This window comes from Paenibacillus sp. 453mf (assembly GCF_900116105.1).
GTDB classification, from domain to species: domain Bacteria; phylum Bacillota; class Bacilli; order Paenibacillales; family Paenibacillaceae; genus Paenibacillus; species Paenibacillus provencensis.
On sequence record NZ_FPAC01000001.1, the window covers coordinates 90,056 to 111,232 of the forward strand.

At 46.2% G+C, this 21,177-nt stretch carries 19 protein-coding genes and 1 riboswitch; of the genes, 18 read left to right on the forward strand and 1 reads right to left on the reverse strand.

The genetic code is table 11. The features are described from left to right. Window positions 1-262: 262 nt before the first annotated feature. The 10 genes from BM415_RS00390 to BM415_RS00430 all read left to right on the forward strand — a co-directional run bounded on the left by BM415_RS00390 (window position 263) and on the right by BM415_RS00430 (window position 10,254). Complete coding sequence (locus BM415_RS00390; protein ID WP_091153404.1) at window positions 263-1,225, forward strand: ABC transporter permease; 963 nt, start codon at window positions 263-265, stop codon at window positions 1,223-1,225. A gap of 12 nt (window positions 1,226-1,237) precedes the next feature. After that, window positions 1,238-2,110 carry a carbohydrate ABC transporter permease gene (locus BM415_RS00395; RefSeq protein WP_091153407.1) on the forward strand — a complete coding sequence of 291 codons (873 nt, stop codon included), beginning with the start codon at window positions 1,238-1,240 and terminating at the stop codon, window positions 2,108-2,110. 75 nt (window positions 2,111-2,185) lie between these two features. Next, window positions 2,186-3,805 (forward strand): ABC transporter substrate-binding protein, encoded by a 1,620-nt coding sequence (locus BM415_RS00400; RefSeq protein WP_091153410.1) that lies wholly within the window; start codon window positions 2,186-2,188, stop codon window positions 3,803-3,805. A 116-nt stretch (window positions 3,806-3,921) separates the two neighbouring features. Continuing rightward, window positions 3,922-4,725 (forward strand): Nif3-like dinuclear metal center hexameric protein, encoded by an 804-nt coding sequence (locus tag BM415_RS00405; protein ID WP_091153412.1) that lies wholly within the window; start codon window positions 3,922-3,924, stop codon window positions 4,723-4,725. A 41-nt stretch (window positions 4,726-4,766) separates the two neighbouring features. After that, window positions 4,767-5,441 (forward strand): GntR family transcriptional regulator, encoded by a 675-nt coding sequence (locus tag BM415_RS00410; protein ID WP_091153414.1) that lies wholly within the window; start codon window positions 4,767-4,769, stop codon window positions 5,439-5,441. A gap of 57 nt (window positions 5,442-5,498) precedes the next feature. Further along, window positions 5,499-7,577, forward strand: coding sequence for an alpha-glucuronidase family glycosyl hydrolase (locus BM415_RS00415; protein ID WP_091153416.1), 2,079 nt, complete (start codon window positions 5,499-5,501; stop codon window positions 7,575-7,577). Between the two features lie 171 nt (window positions 7,578-7,748). Next, window positions 7,749-8,057 carry a hypothetical protein gene (locus tag BM415_RS00420; RefSeq protein ID WP_211753643.1) on the forward strand — a complete coding sequence of 103 codons (309 nt, stop codon included), beginning with the start codon at window positions 7,749-7,751 and terminating at the stop codon, window positions 8,055-8,057. Between the two features lie 965 nt (window positions 8,058-9,022). Further along, the gene (locus tag BM415_RS00425) at window positions 9,023-9,412 is read left to right on the forward strand and encodes a hypothetical protein (RefSeq protein WP_091153418.1); all 390 of its coding nucleotides are present in this window, start codon (window positions 9,023-9,025) and stop codon (window positions 9,410-9,412) included. 307 nt (window positions 9,413-9,719) lie between these two features. After that, entirely contained in the window at window positions 9,720-9,896 is a 177-nt protein-coding gene (locus tag BM415_RS24905) for a hypothetical protein (protein ID WP_170862322.1), read from the forward strand. Window positions 9,897-9,936: 40 nt separating this feature from the next. Then, complete coding sequence (locus tag BM415_RS00430) at window positions 9,937-10,254, forward strand: hypothetical protein (protein ID WP_091153420.1); 318 nt, start codon at window positions 9,937-9,939, stop codon at window positions 10,252-10,254. A gap of 155 nt (window positions 10,255-10,409) precedes the next feature. Here BM415_RS00430 and BM415_RS00435 read toward each other — a convergent pair whose 3' ends face one another. Beyond that, window positions 10,410-11,258 (reverse strand): bifunctional 5,10-methylenetetrahydrofolate dehydrogenase/5,10-methenyltetrahydrofolate cyclohydrolase, encoded by an 849-nt coding sequence (locus BM415_RS00435; RefSeq protein ID WP_091153423.1) that lies wholly within the window; start codon window positions 11,256-11,258, stop codon window positions 10,410-10,412. Between the two features lie 53 nt (window positions 11,259-11,311). Then, a riboswitch (ZMP/ZTP riboswitch) is annotated at window positions 11,312-11,391 on the reverse strand. Window positions 11,392-11,858: 467 nt separating this feature from the next. Here BM415_RS00435 and BM415_RS00440 point away from each other — a divergent pair. From BM415_RS00440 to BM415_RS00475, 8 genes are all read left to right on the forward strand, one after another. Continuing rightward, entirely contained in the window at window positions 11,859-12,380 is a 522-nt protein-coding gene (locus BM415_RS00440; RefSeq protein WP_091153424.1) for a sigma-70 family RNA polymerase sigma factor, read from the forward strand. A 40-nt stretch (window positions 12,381-12,420) separates the two neighbouring features. Then, window positions 12,421-13,569, forward strand: coding sequence for a hypothetical protein (locus BM415_RS00445; protein WP_091153427.1), 1,149 nt, complete (start codon window positions 12,421-12,423; stop codon window positions 13,567-13,569). Further along, window positions 13,566-14,537: an ABC transporter ATP-binding protein gene (locus BM415_RS00450; protein ID WP_091153429.1), complete on the forward strand. Its 972-nt coding sequence runs from the start codon at window positions 13,566-13,568 to the stop codon at window positions 14,535-14,537. The genes BM415_RS00445 and BM415_RS00450 overlap by 4 nt, the downstream gene beginning before the upstream one ends. After that, complete coding sequence (locus BM415_RS00455; RefSeq protein WP_091153431.1) at window positions 14,534-15,418, forward strand: ABC transporter permease subunit; 885 nt, start codon at window positions 14,534-14,536, stop codon at window positions 15,416-15,418. Before BM415_RS00450 ends, BM415_RS00455 begins: the two co-directional genes overlap by 4 nt. Before the next feature lie 251 nt (window positions 15,419-15,669). Continuing rightward, window positions 15,670-16,446 (forward strand): ABC transporter permease, encoded by a 777-nt coding sequence (locus BM415_RS00460; protein ID WP_091153433.1) that lies wholly within the window; start codon window positions 15,670-15,672, stop codon window positions 16,444-16,446. Further along, window positions 16,443-17,252, forward strand: a complete 810-nt coding sequence (locus BM415_RS00465; protein WP_091153435.1) for an ABC transporter permease — start codon at window positions 16,443-16,445, stop codon at window positions 17,250-17,252. The genes BM415_RS00460 and BM415_RS00465 overlap by 4 nt, the downstream gene beginning before the upstream one ends. A 17-nt stretch (window positions 17,253-17,269) precedes the next feature. Further along, window positions 17,270-18,250: an ABC transporter ATP-binding protein gene (locus BM415_RS00470; RefSeq protein ID WP_091153437.1), complete on the forward strand. Its 981-nt coding sequence runs from the start codon at window positions 17,270-17,272 to the stop codon at window positions 18,248-18,250. Between the two features lie 480 nt (window positions 18,251-18,730). Then, the gene (locus BM415_RS00475; protein WP_091153440.1) at window positions 18,731-21,112 is read left to right on the forward strand and encodes a glycoside hydrolase family 95 protein; all 2,382 of its coding nucleotides are present in this window, start codon (window positions 18,731-18,733) and stop codon (window positions 21,110-21,112) included. Window positions 21,113-21,177 lie beyond the last annotated feature (65 nt).

The window sequence follows — 21,177 nt, forward strand, 5'->3', positions numbered from 1 at the left end:
TACTAGTATGACTAGTATGCAATTATCTCTTCACTTTTTCAGCTCAATTCTGGCTGCATATCCAGCTTCAATTTCAGCTACAGATCGCTATTCCACTTGTCGCACCAATTTCACGTTATTATTTTAATGCACATTTGTAAGCGCTTCAACAACAGAAGGGGGTTAAGATCCGGATTAGAACGAAATGGGTAAAAAAATAGCTCATTTTAGAAATGTAAGCGATTTTATGGACTTGTCTATACGGATAGGAGTGAAATAAGCTATGGAACCGAAGACTGTAAACCCAGCCTTGCCGGAGATGAACATTGCGAGGAAGAGTAAACGGAGAACCATCCTCTATCTCCTGCGCAAAGACTGGCAGCTCTATTCCCTATTAATCTTGCCGATTCTGTACTTGCTCATATTCAAATATGGGCCAATGATCGGTAATGTCATCGCTTTTAGAAGATTTGTGCCTGGGGGCAGCATCTTTGGAGAGCAGTGGGTTGGACTCCATTACTTCCGAATGTTTACCGAGGACCCGACCTTCTGGAGAGTATTCAGCAATACGCTCATCCTGGGCGGACTTACAATGCTGTTGACCTTCCCAATGCCGATCGTGTTCGCACTTCTGCTCAATGAGGTCAAGAACAAGAAGTTTAAGAAGTTTGTTCAAACGGCTTCGTACTTACCGCACTTTTTATCCATTGTCATTGTAGCAGGGATGATCTTACAGCTGACGGCTTTGAATGGTTCGATCAACTCACTGATCCAATTTTTCGGTGGAGACCCGATCAACTTTATGCAGCAGGCCGATTGGTTCCGCACCATTTATGTCACATCTGAAATATGGCAGGGGATGGGCTGGGGTGCAATTCTGTATCTTGCTGCGCTAACGACCATTGATGATTCCCTCTATGAGGCAGCCCGAATTGATGGCGCTAACAGATGGAAACAGACGCTGCATGTAACGATTCCCGGAATATTACCTACCATCGTTACCGTATTGATTCTGAACATGGGCAGCTTCCTGGCTGTCGGCTTTGAGAAGATTCTACTCCTGTACAATCCGCTGATTTACGAGACATCCGACGTGATCTCGACTTATCTGTATCGCGTAGGTCTTGGATCCAGTAACTTCAGCTACGCGACAGCGATCGGATTATTCGAATCCGTCATCGGACTTGTTCTTGTATTATCCGTCAATGCGATCTCACGCAAGGTGACGGAAAGAAGCTTATGGTAAGGAGGCAGCCACATGAAGGAATCTGTATCGTATAAGGTCTTTAAGATATTTAACGCATCGGCTCTTATATTCATCGTGTTTATTACCCTGTATCCTTTTCTCAACGTTGTTGCTCAATCTTTTAGTAGTGAAGCCTATATCAATTCTGGTCAGGTCAATCTGATTCCAAGAGGATTCAATATTGAAACCTATAAGAAAGTTGCAAGCGATTCCATGTTCTGGACCAACTATAAGAACACCATTATATATGCTGTCGTCGGAACTCTGATATCGATGTTCTTGACTACGATCTTTGCTTATGCCTTATCCAGAAAACGGCTGATGGGACGCAAATTTCTGACGGTGTTCGCAGTGTTCACGATGTTCTTTAACGGCGGTTTGATTCCGAACTATGTACTGATCAACACACTCGGAATGGCGAACTCCATGTGGGCGATTGTTCTGCCAGGAGCGATTAGCATCTACAACATGCTTATTATGAAATCCTTCTTTGAGAATATGCCGGAGGAGCTGGAGGAAGCGGCCTCGATCGATGGACTGAACACATACGGGATATTGCTTCGCATTGTACTTCCGTTAAGTAAAGCTGTACTTGCTACCATGATCCTCTTCTATGCGGTAGCGCATTGGAACTCTTGGTTCCCTGCCTTTATCTATCTGGATAAGAAAGAGCTGTTCCCTGTCACCATCTATCTGCGGAACATGATCGCTGCGGCGACAGGCGGTGCAGCAGTCGGTGCAACTTCTGCGGATAATCTGACTCAGATATCAGCAAACATTAAATCGGTGACCATGGTTCTTACCATTTTGCCTATACTGACGATTTACCCTTTCGTTCAAAAGTACTTTGTTTCTGGTGTCATGCTCGGATCTGTCAAAGGGTAAGAATCGTTATTTCTCGGTCACAATCACTTAGGAAACCACAAATTGCGGGATTACAAATCTTAGGGGGAGTATAAGATGAAGAAAAAATGGAGTAAAGTAGTGCTCACCGGATTGCTGAGCTTGTCTCTGGCTGCATGCAGCAACGGCCTTGGCACTCAGGAAGCGGAAGTTCAGAACAAAGGTGCAATGGAGTCTTATGCAGTAGGCGATACCTTCAAGGCAACCGAACCATTTAACCTATCGATTATGTACAACGACAATCCGGCTTACCCGATCAAGCAAGATTGGATGCTATTTAAGAAAATTACGGAAATCACAGGGGTGACGCTGGAGCCTACCATTGTACCGATGAGTGATTACAGTCAGAAGCGTTCACTACTCATCAGCTCCGGAGATGCGCCGCTCATTATTCCTAAGACCTATCCTGGAGAAGAAGCTCCGTTCGTCTCTTCTGGCGCAGCACTACCTGTAAGCGATTACGTCGATTTGATGCCGAACTACAAGGATAAAGTTGAGAAATGGGGTCTTGAAGACGAGCTTGAGGGACTCAAGCAAGAGGACGGAAAATATTATGTGCTTCCTGGTCTCCATGAAGAAGTATGGCCAGACTATACACTTATTGTGAGAACCGACATTTTTGAGAAGCATAATATCGCCATTCCGACAACCTGGGAGGAGCTGTATACAGCACTTAAGCAGTTGAAGGAGGAGTACCCGGACTCCATTCCATTCTCTGACCGCTTCAAATTCAACAGCACGTTGAATATTGCTGCGACCGGATTTGGTACAAAAGGCGGCTGGGGCTTCGGCAACGGACTTACCTATAAGGAAGATCAGGATGAATTCGTATATACAGCAACTACACCAGAGTATAAAGAAATGCTGGAGTACTTCAACAAGCTGGTAGAGGAAGGCCTTCTGGACAAAGAAAGCTTCACTCAGGATGATGAACAGGCGATTCAAAAGTTCGTATCCGGCAAATCTTTTGTAATCAACGGCAACTCTCAAACGGTTGTTATGCATCGTAACGATATGGATAAGACACTCGGTAAAGATAACTATTCCATCTCCAAGATTACCGTGCCGGGCGGTCCAGCAGGGCAGCTCATGTCCGGTTCAAGACTTGAGAATGGTGTTATGATCTCTTCCAAAGCGAAAGAAAGCGAGAACTTTGAAGCCATCATTCAGTTCATTGACTGGCTGTACTATAGTGACGAAGGTCAGGAATTTGCGAAGTGGGGCGTAGAGGGCGAGACTTTCACTAAGGAAAATGGTGTTCGTAAGCTTGTAGACGATATTAATTATAATGGTCTGAACCCGGATGGAACTAAAGATCTGCGTATTGATTACGGATTCTCCGGCGGTGTATTTGCTTACGGAGGTACGACGGATCTGCTCCATTCCATGTTCAGTGAAGAAGAGCTTAAATTCCAGAACGATATGAAGGAAGTCAAGGATGTTGTTCCTGCAGAACCGCCAATTCCATATTCCGTTGAAGAGCGCGAAAGAGTTACGCTGCTCAGCACTCCGCTTAAGGATTACACAGATCAAAATACGTTCAAATTCATTCTTGGCGAGCGTGATCTAGCTGAATTTGATACATTCGTCTCGGAGCTGGAGAGCCAAGGCGTGTCTCAATATCTAGAAATTGCAAATGAGACATACAAGGAATATAAAGCACAGGCTGGTGAATAAAAGCTCTGGTGAGTAAAAGCTGATGTTATAGCAGGAGGCTGCCGTTTCGCCTACGAAAAGGCAGCCTCCTGTATTGTGGATGAGAAAACAGCAAATCAAGGTACTGGAGAGTGAGAATGTTGGATATCACGGTACAGGATGTAATTAGCAGCTTGGAGAAGCCGGCCTCAGCGCTTGAATCCACAGTAGACAAGATTGTATGCGGCCGTTCGGATGAGCTCGTCCAGGGTATTGCAGTCTCCTTCTCCGCATCTTATGAAGCATTAGAAAGAGCGGCAGAGCTTGGGGCCAACCTGTTTATTACCCATGAAGGCCTGTTCTACAGTCATCACGATGGAGCACATGACATGCTGAAGGCAGATCCGGTATACCAAGCGAAGCAAGCGCTTATTGAGTCGCGGCAACTTACAGTATATCGATTTCATGATTATCCGCACCGATATAATCCTGATGAAATTACAGATGGGCTGATTGAAGCGATTGGATATGCTGGATATCTAGTCCGTCATTTGTCTTCAGCATCCATTATTTATCTACCAGCAGGTCAAACGGTACGGCAAATTACAGAACATATAAAGTCGAAGCTTCAGCTCTCGTATGTCAGAGTTATTGGAAATATGGAGATGATGTGCGAACGCATAGGCATCGCTGTAGGATACAGAGGTGGAGGTCCGCACCTGATTCCCATGTACGAGAATGAACAATTGCAGCTCATTATTGCAGGTGAGGGTCCGGAATGGGAGACCCCCGAATATATACGGGATGCATTAGCCCTAGGAGGCAGCAAGTCTCTTATCCTCACAGGCCATGCGGCCAGTGAGGAGCCGGGTATGAAGCGAATTGCAGACAGAATCAGTCAACGATTCCCGAATGTGCCGGTTCACTTTATTCCAGCTGCCCCCATCTTTCAGGTGGTATAACAAGGACGGAACCAAATAGCTTCGAAGAAAGAGGTAACAGTATGTCGACTGAGCAGAAGATCAAAGGCTCAACCAGAGCCTACTCCTATGATTTATTGAAGGATCGCATTCTTCGTCTTGAGCTTCCGCCAGGGACGAAGATCTCTGAGAAGGAAATTGCGGATGAGCTGAACGTAAGCAGAACCCCGGTACGCGAGGCATTTATGAAGCTTGCCGAAGAGGAACTGCTCGATATTATTCCCCAGAGCGGAACCCTTGTCTCCCGTATTCATCTGGCTCATGTGGAGGAAGGCAGATTCATTCGGGAGAAGCTGGAGAAGGAAATCGTCGAGCTGTGCTGTGAGCACTTCCCCGAGGAGTTTAAATTCAAGCTGGAGACGAATATTGCGATGCAGGATGTATGCGCAGATAAGAAGAACTATCAAAAGCTGTTTGAACTCGATGAAGAATTTCACCAAATCCTGTTTCATGGCACGGGGAAGCAGAGAACCTGGAGGATGCTCCAGCAGCTAAACATTCATTTTAATCGTTTGAGACTGCTACGGTTGCTGTCGGATTCCAACTGGGGGAACATTATTTCACAGCACAAGCAGATCTATCGCCTGATTGTGAACAAGGAGACCGAGCAGGCCAGAAAGATGATGGAGAATCATCTGCGTCTGGTCGTTGTTGATCAGGATATATTGCGTGAGAAATACCCGCATTATTTTGTGTGAGGAATGTTCTAGGCTTGGCATAAATTAGAGCAAGATAAGGGAGAGGAGTTTCACGTCATGGCACAGATCACACAGCTTCCACACTCTGCTGCAGACCGCGGCTGGCTTAGATACGAGAGGAAGGCATCCTGGCAGGGTACTTTTGAAATGTCGAAAATTGTAAGTATGGATCGTTCACAAATTACAGAGTCAGCCATTCGGGAATTGCAATATGGTATTTCGGAAATGTTCGGTGTATTGCCTGAAGTGCTGAATTTAAGGGATACCATAACTACAGGCTGTATTCGTCTTGCTGTCTCTGATGAAGATTTGCCACAAGAGCTTGGTGCAGCTTCATGGGCGCAAGAGCTGAACGAAGAAGGATATGTCCTTAAGTCTTTTTCGGATAACAATGCTGCAGTAAACTCTCTTTATGTTGTGGGAAAGACCGATAAAGGATTGCTGTATGGAACATTCCACTTGCTTCGCCTGCTTCAGATGGGAGAGGATCTAAGGGAGATCCACATCATGGAGAATCCGAAGAACCAGCTGAGAATGATGAACCATTGGGACAATATGGACGGTTCCATTGAACGAGGTTATGCGGGTAAATCCATCTTCTTCAAGGACAATCAATTTGTTAATGATGATGCACGAATTCGTGATTATGCCCGGCTGATGGCCTCGATTGGAATCAATGGAATTTCGATTAACAATGTGAACGTGCATGAGGTGGAGACAAGGCTGATCACACCGGAATATTTGCCGGATGTGGCGATAGTGGCAGGGATCTTTAGAGCATATGGTATTAAGACGTTCCTTAGCGCCAATTATGCCAGCCCAATTCAGCTTGCAGGGATAGCTACGGCTGATCCGCTCGATGAGAAGGTTGCTGCTTGGTGGAAGGATAAAGCACAGGAAATATATAGCTACATACCTGATTTTGGGGGCTTTGTCGTCAAGGCTGATTCTGAGGGCCGTCCTGGACCGTTTACATATAACCGGACACATGCCGACGGTTCCAATATGCTGGCTGAGGCACTGGAGCCCTACGGAGGCATCGTTATTTGGAGATGTTTTGTCTACAACTGCCGCCAGGACTGGAGAGACCGCAAGACAGATCGGGCCCGCGCCGCGTACGATCATTTCAAGCCGCTTGACGGACAGTTCAAGGATAATGTGATTCTTCAAATCAAGAACGGACCGATGGACTTTCAGGCTCGGGAAGGGGTGTCTCCGCTTCTCGGGGCGATGCCGCATACGAACCAGGTTCTGGAGTTCCAGATCACACAGGAATATACCGGCCAGCAAAGACATCTATGCTACCTGATTCCACAGTGGAAGGAAATTCTTGATTTTGATACTTACGCGAATGGAGCGGGATCTGAGATCAAGAAGGTCGCTTCAGGTGAATTGTATCCTTATAAATACAGCGGAATTACGGCCGTAATTAATGTAGGTGATGATCATAACTGGACAGGTCACACCCTTGCGCAGGCAAATTTATATGGCTACGGCCGGTTGACCTGGAATCCGGATTTAGCTGAAGAGCAGATTACATCAGAATGGATTAAGCAAACCTTTGGCTCGAATTCTGCAGTGCTTGAGGCTGTAAGTTCGATGCTTCAGGATTCCTGGCCCATTTATGAGAGCTACACTTCACCGCTTGGCGTAGGCTGGATGGTCAATCCGGAGCATCATTATGGACCCAATGTAGATGGCTATGAATATTCGATGTGGGGAACATATCATTTTGCGGATTGCCATGGCATCGGTGTTAATCGGACAGTTAAGAATGGTACCGGATATACAGCGCAATATTTCCCGGAAAATGCTCAGATGTATGAATCGCTTGCGACTTGTCCGGATGAACTGCTGCTCTTCTTCCATCATGTGCCGTATACGCATGTGCTTCACTCCGGCAAAACGGTCATTCAGCACATTTATGACACTCACTTTGCAGGAGTGGAAGGTGTTGAAACGTTGATTGAGCGCTGGAGTAAGCTTGAGGGAGTGATAGATTCCGAGCGCTATCAGGGGGTAATGAAGCGTCTGGAAGGACAGCTTGCTCATTCAAAGGAATGGAGAGACATCATCAATACTTATTTCTATCGTAAATCAGGAATTGCAGATGAGCTAGAACGTACAATTTATTAGGATTGAAGGAACGTCTCTGCTTCAGGATTTTGCCTAATTCGATATTATGATGTTTTTAGATGACAAGAACATTAATACTTTAATAAGAGTCGATAAAATGCGGCTTTTCGTATTATCAGGTTAGCCAGTAATTACTGGATTCGGCAGCATGAATTCGTTACGGGGATTTTTGTGCAGGCGAAGTTAAACAGCAGAGCCTTACTGGAGCAAGTGTTTCCGGGATATAAACAGGTATTTTCGAATGTGTTTTCTGCAACGTCATTGAGAGTGCTGTCCCATTGTTTAGAGGGAGATACAGCAGATTGGATTGAGGTCATTCAGAAAAGCACAGGGAGATCACGATCCAAGGCGAATGAAAAGGCCAGAAAACTAGAGGAAGTGCTGATTGACTGGAACGAGACATGGCGCAGTCCCACTCAAAACCAGGCGTTTCAAGGGATGGTCACTTTATTGCTGACAATGATCCAACAGCTGGACTAACCCGAAAAGCAAATGCTTGAGGAAGGGGGAGCCCCACCAAGTCTAAACCATATTTAACCAAAACCTCCATAGGCGTGGAGGTTATTTGGGTTGGTTGGAAAGTATATCACGAAAAAAGAAATCCACCGAAATTGACAAGAGCTTGATTACTTCAACGATTAGATAATTACCTAATTATATTTCAATCTATATCAATAAGCTACTATGAAAATAACGCAGTGGTGGTCTGTAAATGATAGCACTTAAGAAGACACAGCTCGGCCGGTTTTTAAAAACGGGAGAGCGCCCCTGAAGGTTGCGGAGGTTAGACAGAATTAAAAAACCTCTGGTTCTGTGATTGTTACACTGTAACCTAGTCATACATGTTTTCTTAGAGCATGCTGAACAATAGAATATTGTCTATGTTTATCAAAATAGTCTGGTCTAAGTATAAATACATTTCTTTACGAGTGAGAGCAACATGACATAAGCGACTATGTTTGCGCTCACTTCTTTCCTTTTCACGCAGCAACACGCCTAGCATTGCACCTAGGTAGTTCTTAGAACCTCTTATCGATTGAGCAGCCCCTGTTAATCCAGATCTCAAGTATTAATTATCCTTTTTGGCTTTTCACGATTTCCTTTTGCCTGAACTTTCTTTCCAGGAACACGTGTGATTCGCGCTAGTTAACTGGTTTCTAATAACTGTACCGAGTTCAGTGAGGATTTTTTCGGTCATTCGAGTTGAAATCCCTGGGATGGAATCAAGTCGTTCGATCTCTTCTTGAAAAGAACTTAAACGTTGTACGACTTCTCGATCAAGGTTATTGTGGGTTAGCATGCGATTTTGATATGTTGTTAGATGGAATTTGTTTCACACACTTCTATTTGGAAGTTAGACAATAAAAAAACTCTAAAAGCTAATCTCAATATGGAGTGTCATTTTAGAGAAATTTTATTTTGATTAGATAAAGGAGGGCATCATTTTGATCTATACCAGACAGGTTCTTATTTTAATATCTTCTTTATTGCTAATGAGTTTAATAGGTTGCCAAAATAATACTGAAATTGAAAGTTATCTCGCACCGGACTCCAATAGCTATGCTGTTTTTTTTATAGTTGAGGAGAAAAGTGATACCATTGTCGAAAATGAATTATTATCAGATTTATATATTGAAAATTTCCAATATATAAGTCAATTCGGAATACTAAAATCCTCTACTGAAGATGCTAAGATAATAAGTGAAGAGTTGCTTATAGATGAATATCCAGCATATATCTTATTCAATTTCGAAGAAGCACTATTAATTGAGCAAGATTATAATAAATTTAAACTTAGTCTAGTAGATATTATTGCCAGAGAGAGGTCGAGGTGATTCAAGAATAAATTGTATACATTAATAGTCGATACGCTCCAATTAAGTAGTAGAGTTGAATCATAAATAATTGGTCTAGATACTCAGCTTGTATTAGTAAAGCTGAGTTTTTTTCGTTAAGCAACTGGTCAGAATTCGATTGGTGAGAAACCATTTAATAACTCTGTATAGTGCTGATTGTTATAATAAGAAGAAGAGTAAGTAGGTGAATATAAAATTATTTACTCTATATAAAGAGTATCTAGAAGTCTATCTAACTAAGAACGTTAGGATCTACGCCAGCTAACTATTCGTCGCCAGTGACTTAATGAATGAACAGCAATTAACCAAGGCAGAGACGCTATCCGCAATCAAGAAAATGGATTTGGCAGATTATCGGCTTCGAGCCATGCAAATACATAACCGAATATTCACCCGTAACCTCAGAAGACAAGAAGGAGCTCAGCAAATGGCTCAGTCTGGATTTTCAGAAGGTCTGGTCTGACCGGCTGCCCCGTTCAACAACACAGGATTATGTATCCATTATGGAGAAGCTGAACAGCAAATCTTACTTCTCGAAAGAGGTGCATCGATACCTTGATCCTGTTATGGAAGGACTCATGCGAGATTCCCGCAACCAAGAATGGCTCCAGCATGCAGGGCAAAAAGGCGGCTCCACGATGTTTGTCCTGACGAATGCCATGTATGCGACGGATAAACAGGGAAATACGCTGGAGCTGGCTGTTTTTATAACGGATCTTACCTGGAAGGAACAGACCAAGCTATCCCATAGTTTGAACAGCTTTCAATTAAAGCTGCTGACGGATGAGACGTTCCGGGAGTATCTAAAGGGGATTAAATGATCTGCTGGGGAAGGCAACGCCAGTGATGCTGTGATATTCTATGTAAAATAATTTAGGGGGCTGTCCCAAAAGTCTCGGTAAGAGACTGAGGGACACCCTTTTTTAACGATTGGAAGTTAACAGATGGAGAAGATCACATATTAATGTTACTGCACTTACTTCAGTAATAACTTGTACGCTGACTTCACCGTATGCTCAATAAGTGTCGCAATGGTAACCGGGCCCACACCGCCAGGTACAGGTGTGATGGCAGAGGAGTGAGGCAAGCAGGCATCATAGTCGACATCACCGATGTTGCCTTTATTGTATCCTGCATCCACGACAACGGCGCCAGGCTTGATCCAATCTCCTTGTACAAAATTTGGTTTGCCTACGGCAGCGACAACAATATCTGCCTGTTTCACAATCTCTTCAATATTTACGGTTCTGGAGTGGCAGGTCGTCACGGTTGCATTCCGATTCAGCAGCATCGCGGATACGGGTTTGCCGAGAATCGGACTACGGCCGATCACCACGGCATGTTTTCCTTCCAGCGGAATGTTATAGAAGTCGAGAATGCGGATAATGGCCTGTGGTGTGCAGGATGGATAATCGGCTTCGCCAAATGCGTTCAATGCATAGCCAAGAGTGGTTACCCCATCCACATCCTTTTCGATGCTGATTGTGTCAAAGCAAGCTCTTTCATCGATGTGATGCGGAACCGGATGCTGCAGCAAAATTCCATGAACGGATGGGTCTTGGTTCAGCTTGTTGATCTCCTGAATCAGCTCCTCTGTCGTTGTCTCAGCAGGAAGCACGACCTTGATCGATTCGACCCCAATTCGTGCACAGGCGTTCCCTTTCATACGTACATAAGTTGCCGAAGAAGGATCATCCCCCACCAAAATGGTAGCCAGACAAGGCTGAATCCCCCTCTCTTTCAGTTCCTTCACCTTCGCTCCTGTTTCTTCTTTCATGTAATCTGCTACCGTTTGACCATTCAGAATCAGTGTGTTGTCACTCATCAATCACATCGCCCTTTCCAAAGTAAAAAGAGGCAAGGAAACCTAAGTTTCCTTACCTCTGCCCAGGCGTACGGCTATATCTAATCACATGCTCCCTCACGGTTCACCGTGTACGCCAGTTACATGCGACGATCTTAATTGTAGTGTATAGGTGAGACCTCATATGATGAATCGGTGGATTAATGGAAGCTCACCCCATGATGGTACTTCATTTTGTCGAATTGATCAATAGGGATGAATCAATTTCATAATACCTTTGGCTGCTTCAATCAAGAGTATATATAGTTTCAAATTCACCTTTTTTATGATTTATGAAATTGATTCGAATGCACAAGATTTGGAATGACGAGCTGTGATCCAGCTTCGGTATAATTCATATAGGACCTGGCGACACGGTAAATAAGTGATGTCGGCTGAGTTTTAGACAATATATCGAACCCATCATATAGTTTTCACTAACAATAGATAGATATAGTTCCAAATTCTTCGGTTCAATAAGTTTCGAGAAGGACTTAATTAAACATTTTTATAAAACCTGCTATAAAAATAAACCATCGTTCGTCTTATGTATAGCTGCAGCTGAAAGGAGACGTAAAACATATGGGAGGACAGGAAATCGAGGTTTTCCGTACAGTGTTTGAAGAGCATTATCCCATTGTGCGACGAAAACTGATGGCTCTGATCCAGGATGAAGCCGCCGCGGAAGATCTTGCGCAAGAGGTATTTATTCGGCTGTATCGGAATCCACCAGATGATCCGGCTGCGATGGGTGCATGGCTTCACCGTGTACTGACGCGCATCGGATATGATTATATGAGTAGGCAAATAAGAGAACGGAAACTCAAGGAGAAGCAGGAGCAGTACTATGACAGCAGAGAGCAGCTCCTGTCCTCTGGAGAAGAGATTGTACTGAAGCGTATGGATCAGGAGGAAGTGCGTGAATGGATGGACGAGCTGCCGGAGCGCGACAGACAACTGCTGATGCTGAAGTATTCAGGCTACAGCTATGCAGAGATTGCGGAAGAACTGAATGTAAGACCTCCCCTTGTCGGCTCGATGTTAAGCAGAGCTACAAGTAAGCTGAGGAGAAAGGTTCAGGGAAAGTCCGCACCACAGTCCTGAGGGTTATACCAATTAGCATAGTTAGGAGTTGAACCTGCATATGACATCAAAGCCGAACGGAGTAGACGAGAACAAGCAGCTTGAAGCTGCTTGGAACAAGCTTGCGTCAAGGCTTGAAAAAGAAGAAATGAGCCCCAAGTGGTCATCATGGTCCATGGAGCGTGGAATCGAGCCTAAGGCAGCACATTCATTTGAGGAAGATGCATTATACGGTGTATTAAATAATGAAATCAGGGGAGAGAGAATCGATATGACGAATCATCAGAATCAGGAACAGAAAACGTCTGTTGTGAAGAAGAAGCATACCATGAAGAAGCCGGTTAAGAAGTGGCTGAGTATAGCGACGGCAGCTGCTGTGGCGGGGGTAATGATTGCGACTCCGCTCGGAGACAAGGCACTTGCCGCCATACTGAATCAGTTCCGAATGGATGAAGTGACGGTGGTCAATGAAGGGGATGTTATGCAATTCTTCAACACTGTATCCGAAGGAAGCAGTTCATCGGACTTTATCAACAAGCATGGTTCGTTTACGAATGCATATGGAACTGAACTAAACAATGAAAAACTAAGCTTGAAAGAGATCGAAGAGATCACCGGGCTTACAGCATATCAGAATGACATTTTCAATGAAGAAGGTTATTACGCATTCAGCTCACAGACGATCACGATGAAATTGAACATTCATGAGGTCAACTCGACGATGGCGCGGCTTGGTGCCAAGGAATTAATGCCTGAATCTCTTGATGGGAAGCCAATTACGCTCCATATTCCAGAGACGCTGCATCAATATTATCATGCTGATGCTGATGGAGAGAATCTGTATGCTTCTTTATCTCAACAGAAGCTTCCAACTGTAGAGGTTGATCCTTCTGTGCCGGTCGAAGAAGCAGTCCAGGCAGTGCTGGATTTCCCGCTGCTGCCGGATAAACTGAAGACAGCAATTAAATCAGACAATATCTTGTCCGGCAAGCTTCCAATGCCAGTGTTCACGGATGGAGATGCAGAGAAGGTGGAAGTGAAGGAAGTGCCGGTCGTTATTGTTGAACAAGATTATGTGTCTTCGACCGGGAAGCCCGTTTATACAGCTGCATGGACACAGGACGGCGTATTATTCAATCTGTCCGGGGATTCGTTGTTTGATTCAAAAGAAAAACTGCTCGCAGAGGTGGAGGAGATGATCACGGAATGACGGCCGCAATTCACACCGAAGGTCTAACCAAACAATTTAGTAACGGACGCGGCTGCCGTGACGTATCCATTACGGTTCAGGAAGGGGAAGCCTTTGGCTTCCTCGGCCCGAATGGAGCGGGCAAGAGCACCTTTGTCAAAATGCTCGTTGGGCTGACCTATCCAACAGGCGGCAGTGCATCGATCTTTGGACATCCGATTCACTCCGTTGAAGCGAAAGGACAAATTGGCTATTTGCCTGAGCTGTTTCGATATCAAGAGTGGCTGACCGGCGAAGAGGTCATGAAGCTTCATGCCAAGCTGTGCGGTGTTAAATCTTCCGATGCGAAGCGGCGCATTCCCGAACTGCTCGATGAAGTGGGGCTCGGCAACCGGGGCAAAGGCAAGGTAAAGGATTATTCCAAAGGGATGCAGCAGCGCCTTGGACTCGCAGCGGCACTGGTAAGCGATCCGAAGCTGGTCTTTCTGGACGAGCCTTCCTCCGCACTTGATCCGGTCGGACGCAAGGAGGTTCGCTCCATTTTACAAAGACTGAAGGCTCAAGGAAAGACGATATTCCTGAACTCGCACATGCTTGAGGATGTCGAAGCGGTGTGTGATCAGATCGCACTGCTCAACAACGGGGAAATTCTACGCGCCGGAGATGTAGGTTCTGTCCTTCAACAGCGTATAACCTACCGTTTTAAAGTGGGAGGCTATACGCCGGTAATTCTGACCTGGTTACAAGAAGAGACCGGGATCGCTATTCAGGTAGACAGTAAGACGGCAATTTCATCTCCCACTACTCAAGAACAGCATTACACTTGGCTTACCGCTGAGCTCGAAAGCGAAGAGCAGGCAGGCTGGATCAATTCCCTCATTATGGAGCAGGGGATGACGCTATATGAAGTGACGAAGGTCACCGGCAAGCTTGAGGACTGGTTCCTTACCGCCGTTTCGGGACTTAGCCATCGGGGGGAACACGAATGATACTTATTATGAATATGACCTGGAAAGAGATGCTGCGCAAGCGTGTCATGATCCTTGCGAGCATTCTTTCTATTTTGTTTTTAATTGCTTACTGGTTTATTGGAGGAGCAATAGCTGACAGTAATCGGAACAGTGGCTTTACAACGGGAAGCAATTTGATCACAGACTATGCAAGCGGCGTATTGATGATGATGATCGGCTTTTTCTTCGCCGGATTCGTTGTGGCATTGCTGTCCATCTTCAGCTCCTTCTCCTCCATAGCAGGTGAGGCCGAACAAGGGGTCATGCAAGCACTCCTGCCAAGACCGATCCCAAGGTGGAAATTTTATATCGGCAGATGGCTTGGTTATGTATCCTTGTTAATGTGTTATACGTTAGTACTCTATACCGCCATTATGATCATCACAGATATTCATGCGACAATTCCTCAGGAACCGATGGTTCATATCCAGGCTTTCTTATTGTATGCGCTGGTCATTGTACTGCTGATCTCCTTGACGATGCTTGGTTCCACAAGGTTCTCTTCACTTGGTAATGGCGTGTTTATGACGATGCTGTTTGGCGCGGGCTGGCTTGGAGGTATGCTTGATAAGATTCGAAGCATAGGGATTATTGATATCATGGATGCGGAGGTAGCCGTCAAGCTGTCCAATATCTCCGGACTGATGTCGATGCTGATGCCTGTCGATGCACTGCAACGAAAAATGATGCATGGTTTGATTGGGATGGATGAGCTTGGCGGGCTTGTTGATATCAGCGGTATGGTAGCTGAGTTTTTTGTTGGTGATCCGCCTTCCGGCACATTTGTCGTGTATGCTCTCATCTACACGGCCATCGTATTCGTATGGGGCATTCTGCGCTTCCAGCGAAAGGATTTGTAAATTGAGCTGTTCAGATAAATAAGTGGTTCGAAAAAGACCATCGCGAAGAACGACGAAGCGGTAATCCTTCCTGTTGCAGGGAAGAAAATTATGGATTCGGATTCTTCCCGAGGGTCTTTTTTTGTCGATTAAAAAAGAGATTGCCTAAAATGGATGGTTTTGGTATGATAGTGTCCTTCTCTCGCATTTCACCTTGTCTGAAGTGGGCGTATGTTTCAACGTCTCATCAAGCTTATCGGAGGTGTATCAAATTGCTCTTTTTCACCCTGGCTCGAAAAGCCTATGCAAGAAACCTGCAATACCGTGGTGCACATATGGTGCACAATATTGCCAGCGTCATGTTCGGCTACTTGTATGCCTACATCTGGATTGGCATTGGTCGTGACAATACGCTCGGCGAATACGGGACCTACGGGATGGTCAGTTACATTGCGTTTACGCAAGCTTCCCTGTGGGTTACGACCTTCTTGACGAATGGACTTGGTATCCCTGAAACCGTACGGACAGGGCATATTGCCATGGATTTAATGCGGCCTGTCCACTTGTTCATGCATTTGATGAGCCGGGAATGGGGACAGGTGCTCTACCAGTTCATCTTCAAATCCATTCCGATCTACATCGTTTACCTCATTGCATTTCACCTGCAGCTCCCCGCCGATGCTATGACTTACATATGGACAGCGATTAGTCTGCTTGGGGCTGCCTACATGGGAATATGCATCAATTACATCATTGGTGCTACAGCCATGTGGACAACCGAATCATCCTGGCTGCAGTGGGCTCATCATGCGCTCGTGAATTTGCTTGCCGGGTTCTTCATTCCTATTGAATGGCTGCCGGAATGGCTGCAAACCGTCGCCTGGCTCTCCCCCTATCCTTATCTTCTGTATGTGCCTACCAGGATCTATCTGGGATACCCGGATGCTCATCTGCTTGCGGGTACCGTTATTTGGGGTGTGCTGCTCACATTGCAATGTTTCCTTGCGACCTATTTTCTGAGACGAAAAGTGGAGGTGCAGGGCGGATGAAGCAGAACAAGCTAAAAGCATACTTTGAACTCTACTCTCTTCTCATACGCACCAGCATCAAAAGCTCAATGCAGTACAAATTCAATTTCTTCCTAGGTGCCATGCTTGCCGCACTCATTCAAATTGCTGAATTTCTGATGATTGCCATCGTCCTGAACCGATTCGGAGCCATTCAAGGCTGGTCCATCTATGAAGTCGGCTATTTATTTGCCATCATGACCTTGTCCAAAACGGTGTACCGCTCACTTGCCAATGAAGTTCACCATCTGGAGAGATATCTGGTCAGTGGGGACATGGATCAGCTGCTCACAAGGCCGCTGCCCGTGTTGTTTACTCTATTGCCTCAGCGCTTCCGAATTATGCTTGGTGAATGGCTGCAGGGGGGCTTCGTGTTCGGCTGGTCGATCTACGGCATGATGAGCTCGGGGCAGATCGGATGGGTGGCCATCCCGCAGTCACTATTTGTCATCCTTACCGGAGCGGTCATCCTCTTCTCCATCGGTCTTGCCACGGCCACTCTCGGATTTTGGACGACACGGATCAGCGAGCTGCAGACATTCACCGAAGACGCGGCGGGAACGGCAGCAAGGTATCCCATATCGCTGTACCCGAACTGGCTTGCCGGACTGCTGCTGGTCGTTCTGCCTGTAGGACTGGTCAATTATGTGCCTGCACTTTACATTTTACGCGGTGAGGTTGGACCTTGGGTGCTTGGGGTTGTCTTAGGTGCGGCACTGGTGTGCTTGACGGTAAGCCTCAGGTTCTGGAGTTTTGGCATAACGAAATATCAGAGCACAGGTAGCTAAAGGAGGTATCGCTCATCATGATTGAAGTTCAGGAGCTACACAAACAATTTAAAATACCGATTGTACAGGAAGGCAGGTTCTCTGGCCTGCGTACATTCTTCTCCAGACAATACCATGTGAAAAAAGCAGTAACCAACATCAGCTTCACGATTGAGCCGGGTGAGTTTGTCGGTTATATCGGTCCGAACGGTGCCGGGAAATCGACAACCATCAAGATGCTGACCGGCATTCTTCATCCCAGTGCAGGTAAAGTAACGGTGAGCGGGATGAATCCGCATGAACAGCGCAGACAGGTCGTAAGGAGACTTGGTGTCGTATTCGGACAGCGCAGTCAGCTGTGGTGGGATCTGCCCGTCAGGGACAGCTATGATATTCTTGCCAAGATGTACCGTGTGGAGGATACCGATAAGAAGAGGCGTATCGATCAATTCTCCGAGCTTCTGGATCTGAAGGAATTCTGGGATACACCGGTCCGTAAGCTGTCGCTTGGACAGCGGATGCGGGCGGACCTTGGGGCAGCGATGCTGCATGAACCGGACATTTTGTTTCTGGATGAGCCGACAATCGGGCTTGATGTCAATGCCAAGCGGAATATTCGATCCTTCTTGAAGCTGCTTAACGAGGAACTCCGCAAAACAATTCTGCTGACAACCCATGATATGGACGATATTGAGCAGCTGTGCAGCCGGGTCATGGTGATTAATCATGGACAGCTTACCTATGATGGAACGGTTCAATCCTTGCGGGATAATATCGGTCTTCCTACCATTATTAAAGTCTCATACCGGGGAGGCTGTTCCATCCCTTCATCTGCAGCGGTGTATAGCCACCCGATGATGAAATTGTCACAGATGACCGAGAATACGATTACCGTTGAAGCCAATCGAAGCAAGATCACCACCATGGAAATTTTGAAGGAGCTTGGTGAATGGGGTGAGATCGAGGACGTCGAGATGCAGGAACCGGATTTTGAAGATGTGATTCATAAAGTATATTGAAGTGTCATATAATGAAATTTCATATGAAATCAGAGGATCTCCCGCAGCAGCATGTCAGGGAGATTCTCTTTTTTTACATATGCCAATTATTATGATGAATGAGGTCTATAAGGATGAACCAGGTTCGTATTTGTTGCGGCCGGGCAGTCGTTTCATTTGGTTCCAAGCGTCAATGGCTTCCCTTTCGAGTCTTTCCCTTATTATTGGGGTCAGCAAAAAATCTCGTGTAAATTACTTGTATTCGAACTGAGGAGCAATCATTGTTCAACATTTAGGACTTGCTTTTTTGTCACTTTTTTAGGACGATAACAGAGGAGAGCGGAATCCGCTTTCATCTGAAAATAGAAGCGCAGAATCAAGCATTAGTGCAGCAGGATAACAAGATTTCTAAAACGTTTTAGGAAAAACATGCGGATATAGGATGATGGCAGCGACTGCTCGCCTATTTCGGTATAAAAAATACAAGTAGGAGGAAAGTTCATGTTCTTAACGTACAATCGTCCGGCCAAGGAATGGACGGAGGCTCTTCCCATCGGCAATGGCCGAATGGGTGCCATGGTATTTGGACGGATGGAGCTGGAGAGATTGCAGCTGAATGAAGACACTTTATGGTCTGGTCCACCGAAGGAATGGAATAATCCTGAATCTCTTGAAGTTTTGCCTGAGGTACGCCGTTTGCTGAAGGAAGGTAAGCATGCAGAAGCGGACCAGCTGAGCAAGAAAATGATGGGTGCCTATACCCAGTCTTATCTGCCCTTTGGCGATCTGAATATCAGCTTTGATCACGGGGATATCGGCTGGAATTACAAACGTACTCTGGAGCTGACTGAAGGCGTTGCTACAACTCAGTTCCAAATCGGGGAGACGGTGTATACCCGAGAAGTATTTGCCTCTTATCCAGATCAAATTATTGTTATGCGGCTTGAGTCGAGTGTTCCGGGAAGGCTGGGCTTTAAGGCAAGCTTCAGCAGTTTGCTTCGTCATGAGCAGGCTTTCGATGGAAATCACGCTATTCTATCCGGATATGCACCAGAAGTGGTACACCCAAGCTATTACCCTGCGGACAATCCGATCCGATACGGTAACCCTGGAGAAACGGATGCGATGCGTTTTGAAGGACGTATTGCCGTAACCCATGAGGGCGGAACTTCCAAGGTCGATGCATCAGGTATTCGGATCGTGGGTGCAGATCGTGCTACGATTTACTTGAGCATGGCAACCAGCTTCAATGGTTATGACCGTTCGCCGGGTAAAGAAGGCAAGGATGAATCTGCCTGCGCGAGGAAGAATCTGGAGAATGCATTACAATATAATTATGCAGAGCTCCGTGCACGTCATGTAGAGGATTATCAAAGACTGTATCAACGGGTGGAGCTTGATCTTGGACCAGGACTCGCACCAGCAGATCTACCGACAGATGAACGTATCGTGGAATATGGAGGCAAGGATCCTTATCTGGTGAATCTTCTCTTCCAATATGGACGTTACCTGATGATATCCAGCTCCAGACCGGGAACACAGCCTGCGAATCTACAAGGCATCTGGAACCACGAAACGAGAGCGCCGTGGAGCAGCAATTATACACTGAATATCAATGCGGAAATGAACTATTGGCCAGCTGAGACAGCTAATCTGTCTGAATGTCATGAACCGTTAATCGATCTGATCAAACGTCTGTCCGTCAACGGCAAGAAGACGGCAGAGGTTCACTATGGAACCCGAGGCTGGACCGCTTCCCACAATACAGATCTATGGGGACATACAGCTCCTGTAGGAAACTTCGGGCATGGCGATCCAGTATGGGCACTATGGCAGATGGGCGGGGTATGGCTCTGTCAGCACTTATATGAGCATTATGTGTTTACGAAGGATGAGGATTTCCTAAGAAATACAGCGTATCCGATCATGAAGGACGCTGCACTCTTCTGTCTCGATTGGCTCATTCCGGATGAGAACGGCATGCTTGTAACCGCACCATCTACCTCGCCGGAGCACCGATACAGAATCGACGGTGAGCTGTATGGGGTGACAACGGCAGCGACGATGGATCTTGCCCTCATGCATGATTTGTTCACTAATATTGCTGAAGTGACTGAAGTCTTGGGAGAAGATGCTGAATTTGCGCAAGAAGTGCTTGCAGCAAGAGATCAGCTTCCACCGCTTCAGATCGGCAAATATGGTCAGCTCCAGGAGTGGTTCCATGATTATGAGGATGAAGATGTTTACCATAGACATGTATCTCATCTATTTGGTGTATATCCTGGCCGCCAAATTACCGAAAGCCTTGCACCGGAGCTCCTTCAGGCCGCACGGGTATCACTGGAGAGACGCGGTGACGGTGGAACGGGCTGGAGCTTAGGCTGGAAAGTGGGGCTGTGGGCACGCTTCCAAGACGGGGATCGGGCGCATCGTCTCGTATCCAATCTGCTTCAGCTTGTTCGCGACGGCTCCGAAAGATACGAGAGCGGCGGGGTGTACCCGAACCTATTCGACGCACATCCACCGTTCCAGATCGATGGCAACTTTGCGGCAACCTCGGGCATCATTGAGCTGCTTCTTCAATCACATCAAGGATATATTGAACTGCTTCCTGCTCTTCCGCAGGCTTGGGAGAACGGATCAATCCGCGGTCTTCGTGCAAGAGGTGGATATGAGGTCGATCTTGCATGGAAGAGCGGACAACTGTCTGCTGCTGAGATTCGTTCGGATTATGATGGCATGTGTATGGTTCGGACGGGAGCCTCAGCCATTAAGGTGGCGAATAAAGCGGGTGAGGAAGTAAAGGCAGAGGTCAAGGAGAACGGAGTCTTGGTCTTCTCTGTACAAGCTGGAGGAGCCTATACCTTCAGCATTCAGGAGTAGGAGTGAGAATGACTTATTAATGCAAGAGAGGGAGACCGCCGATATGATCGGAGGTTTCCCTCTTT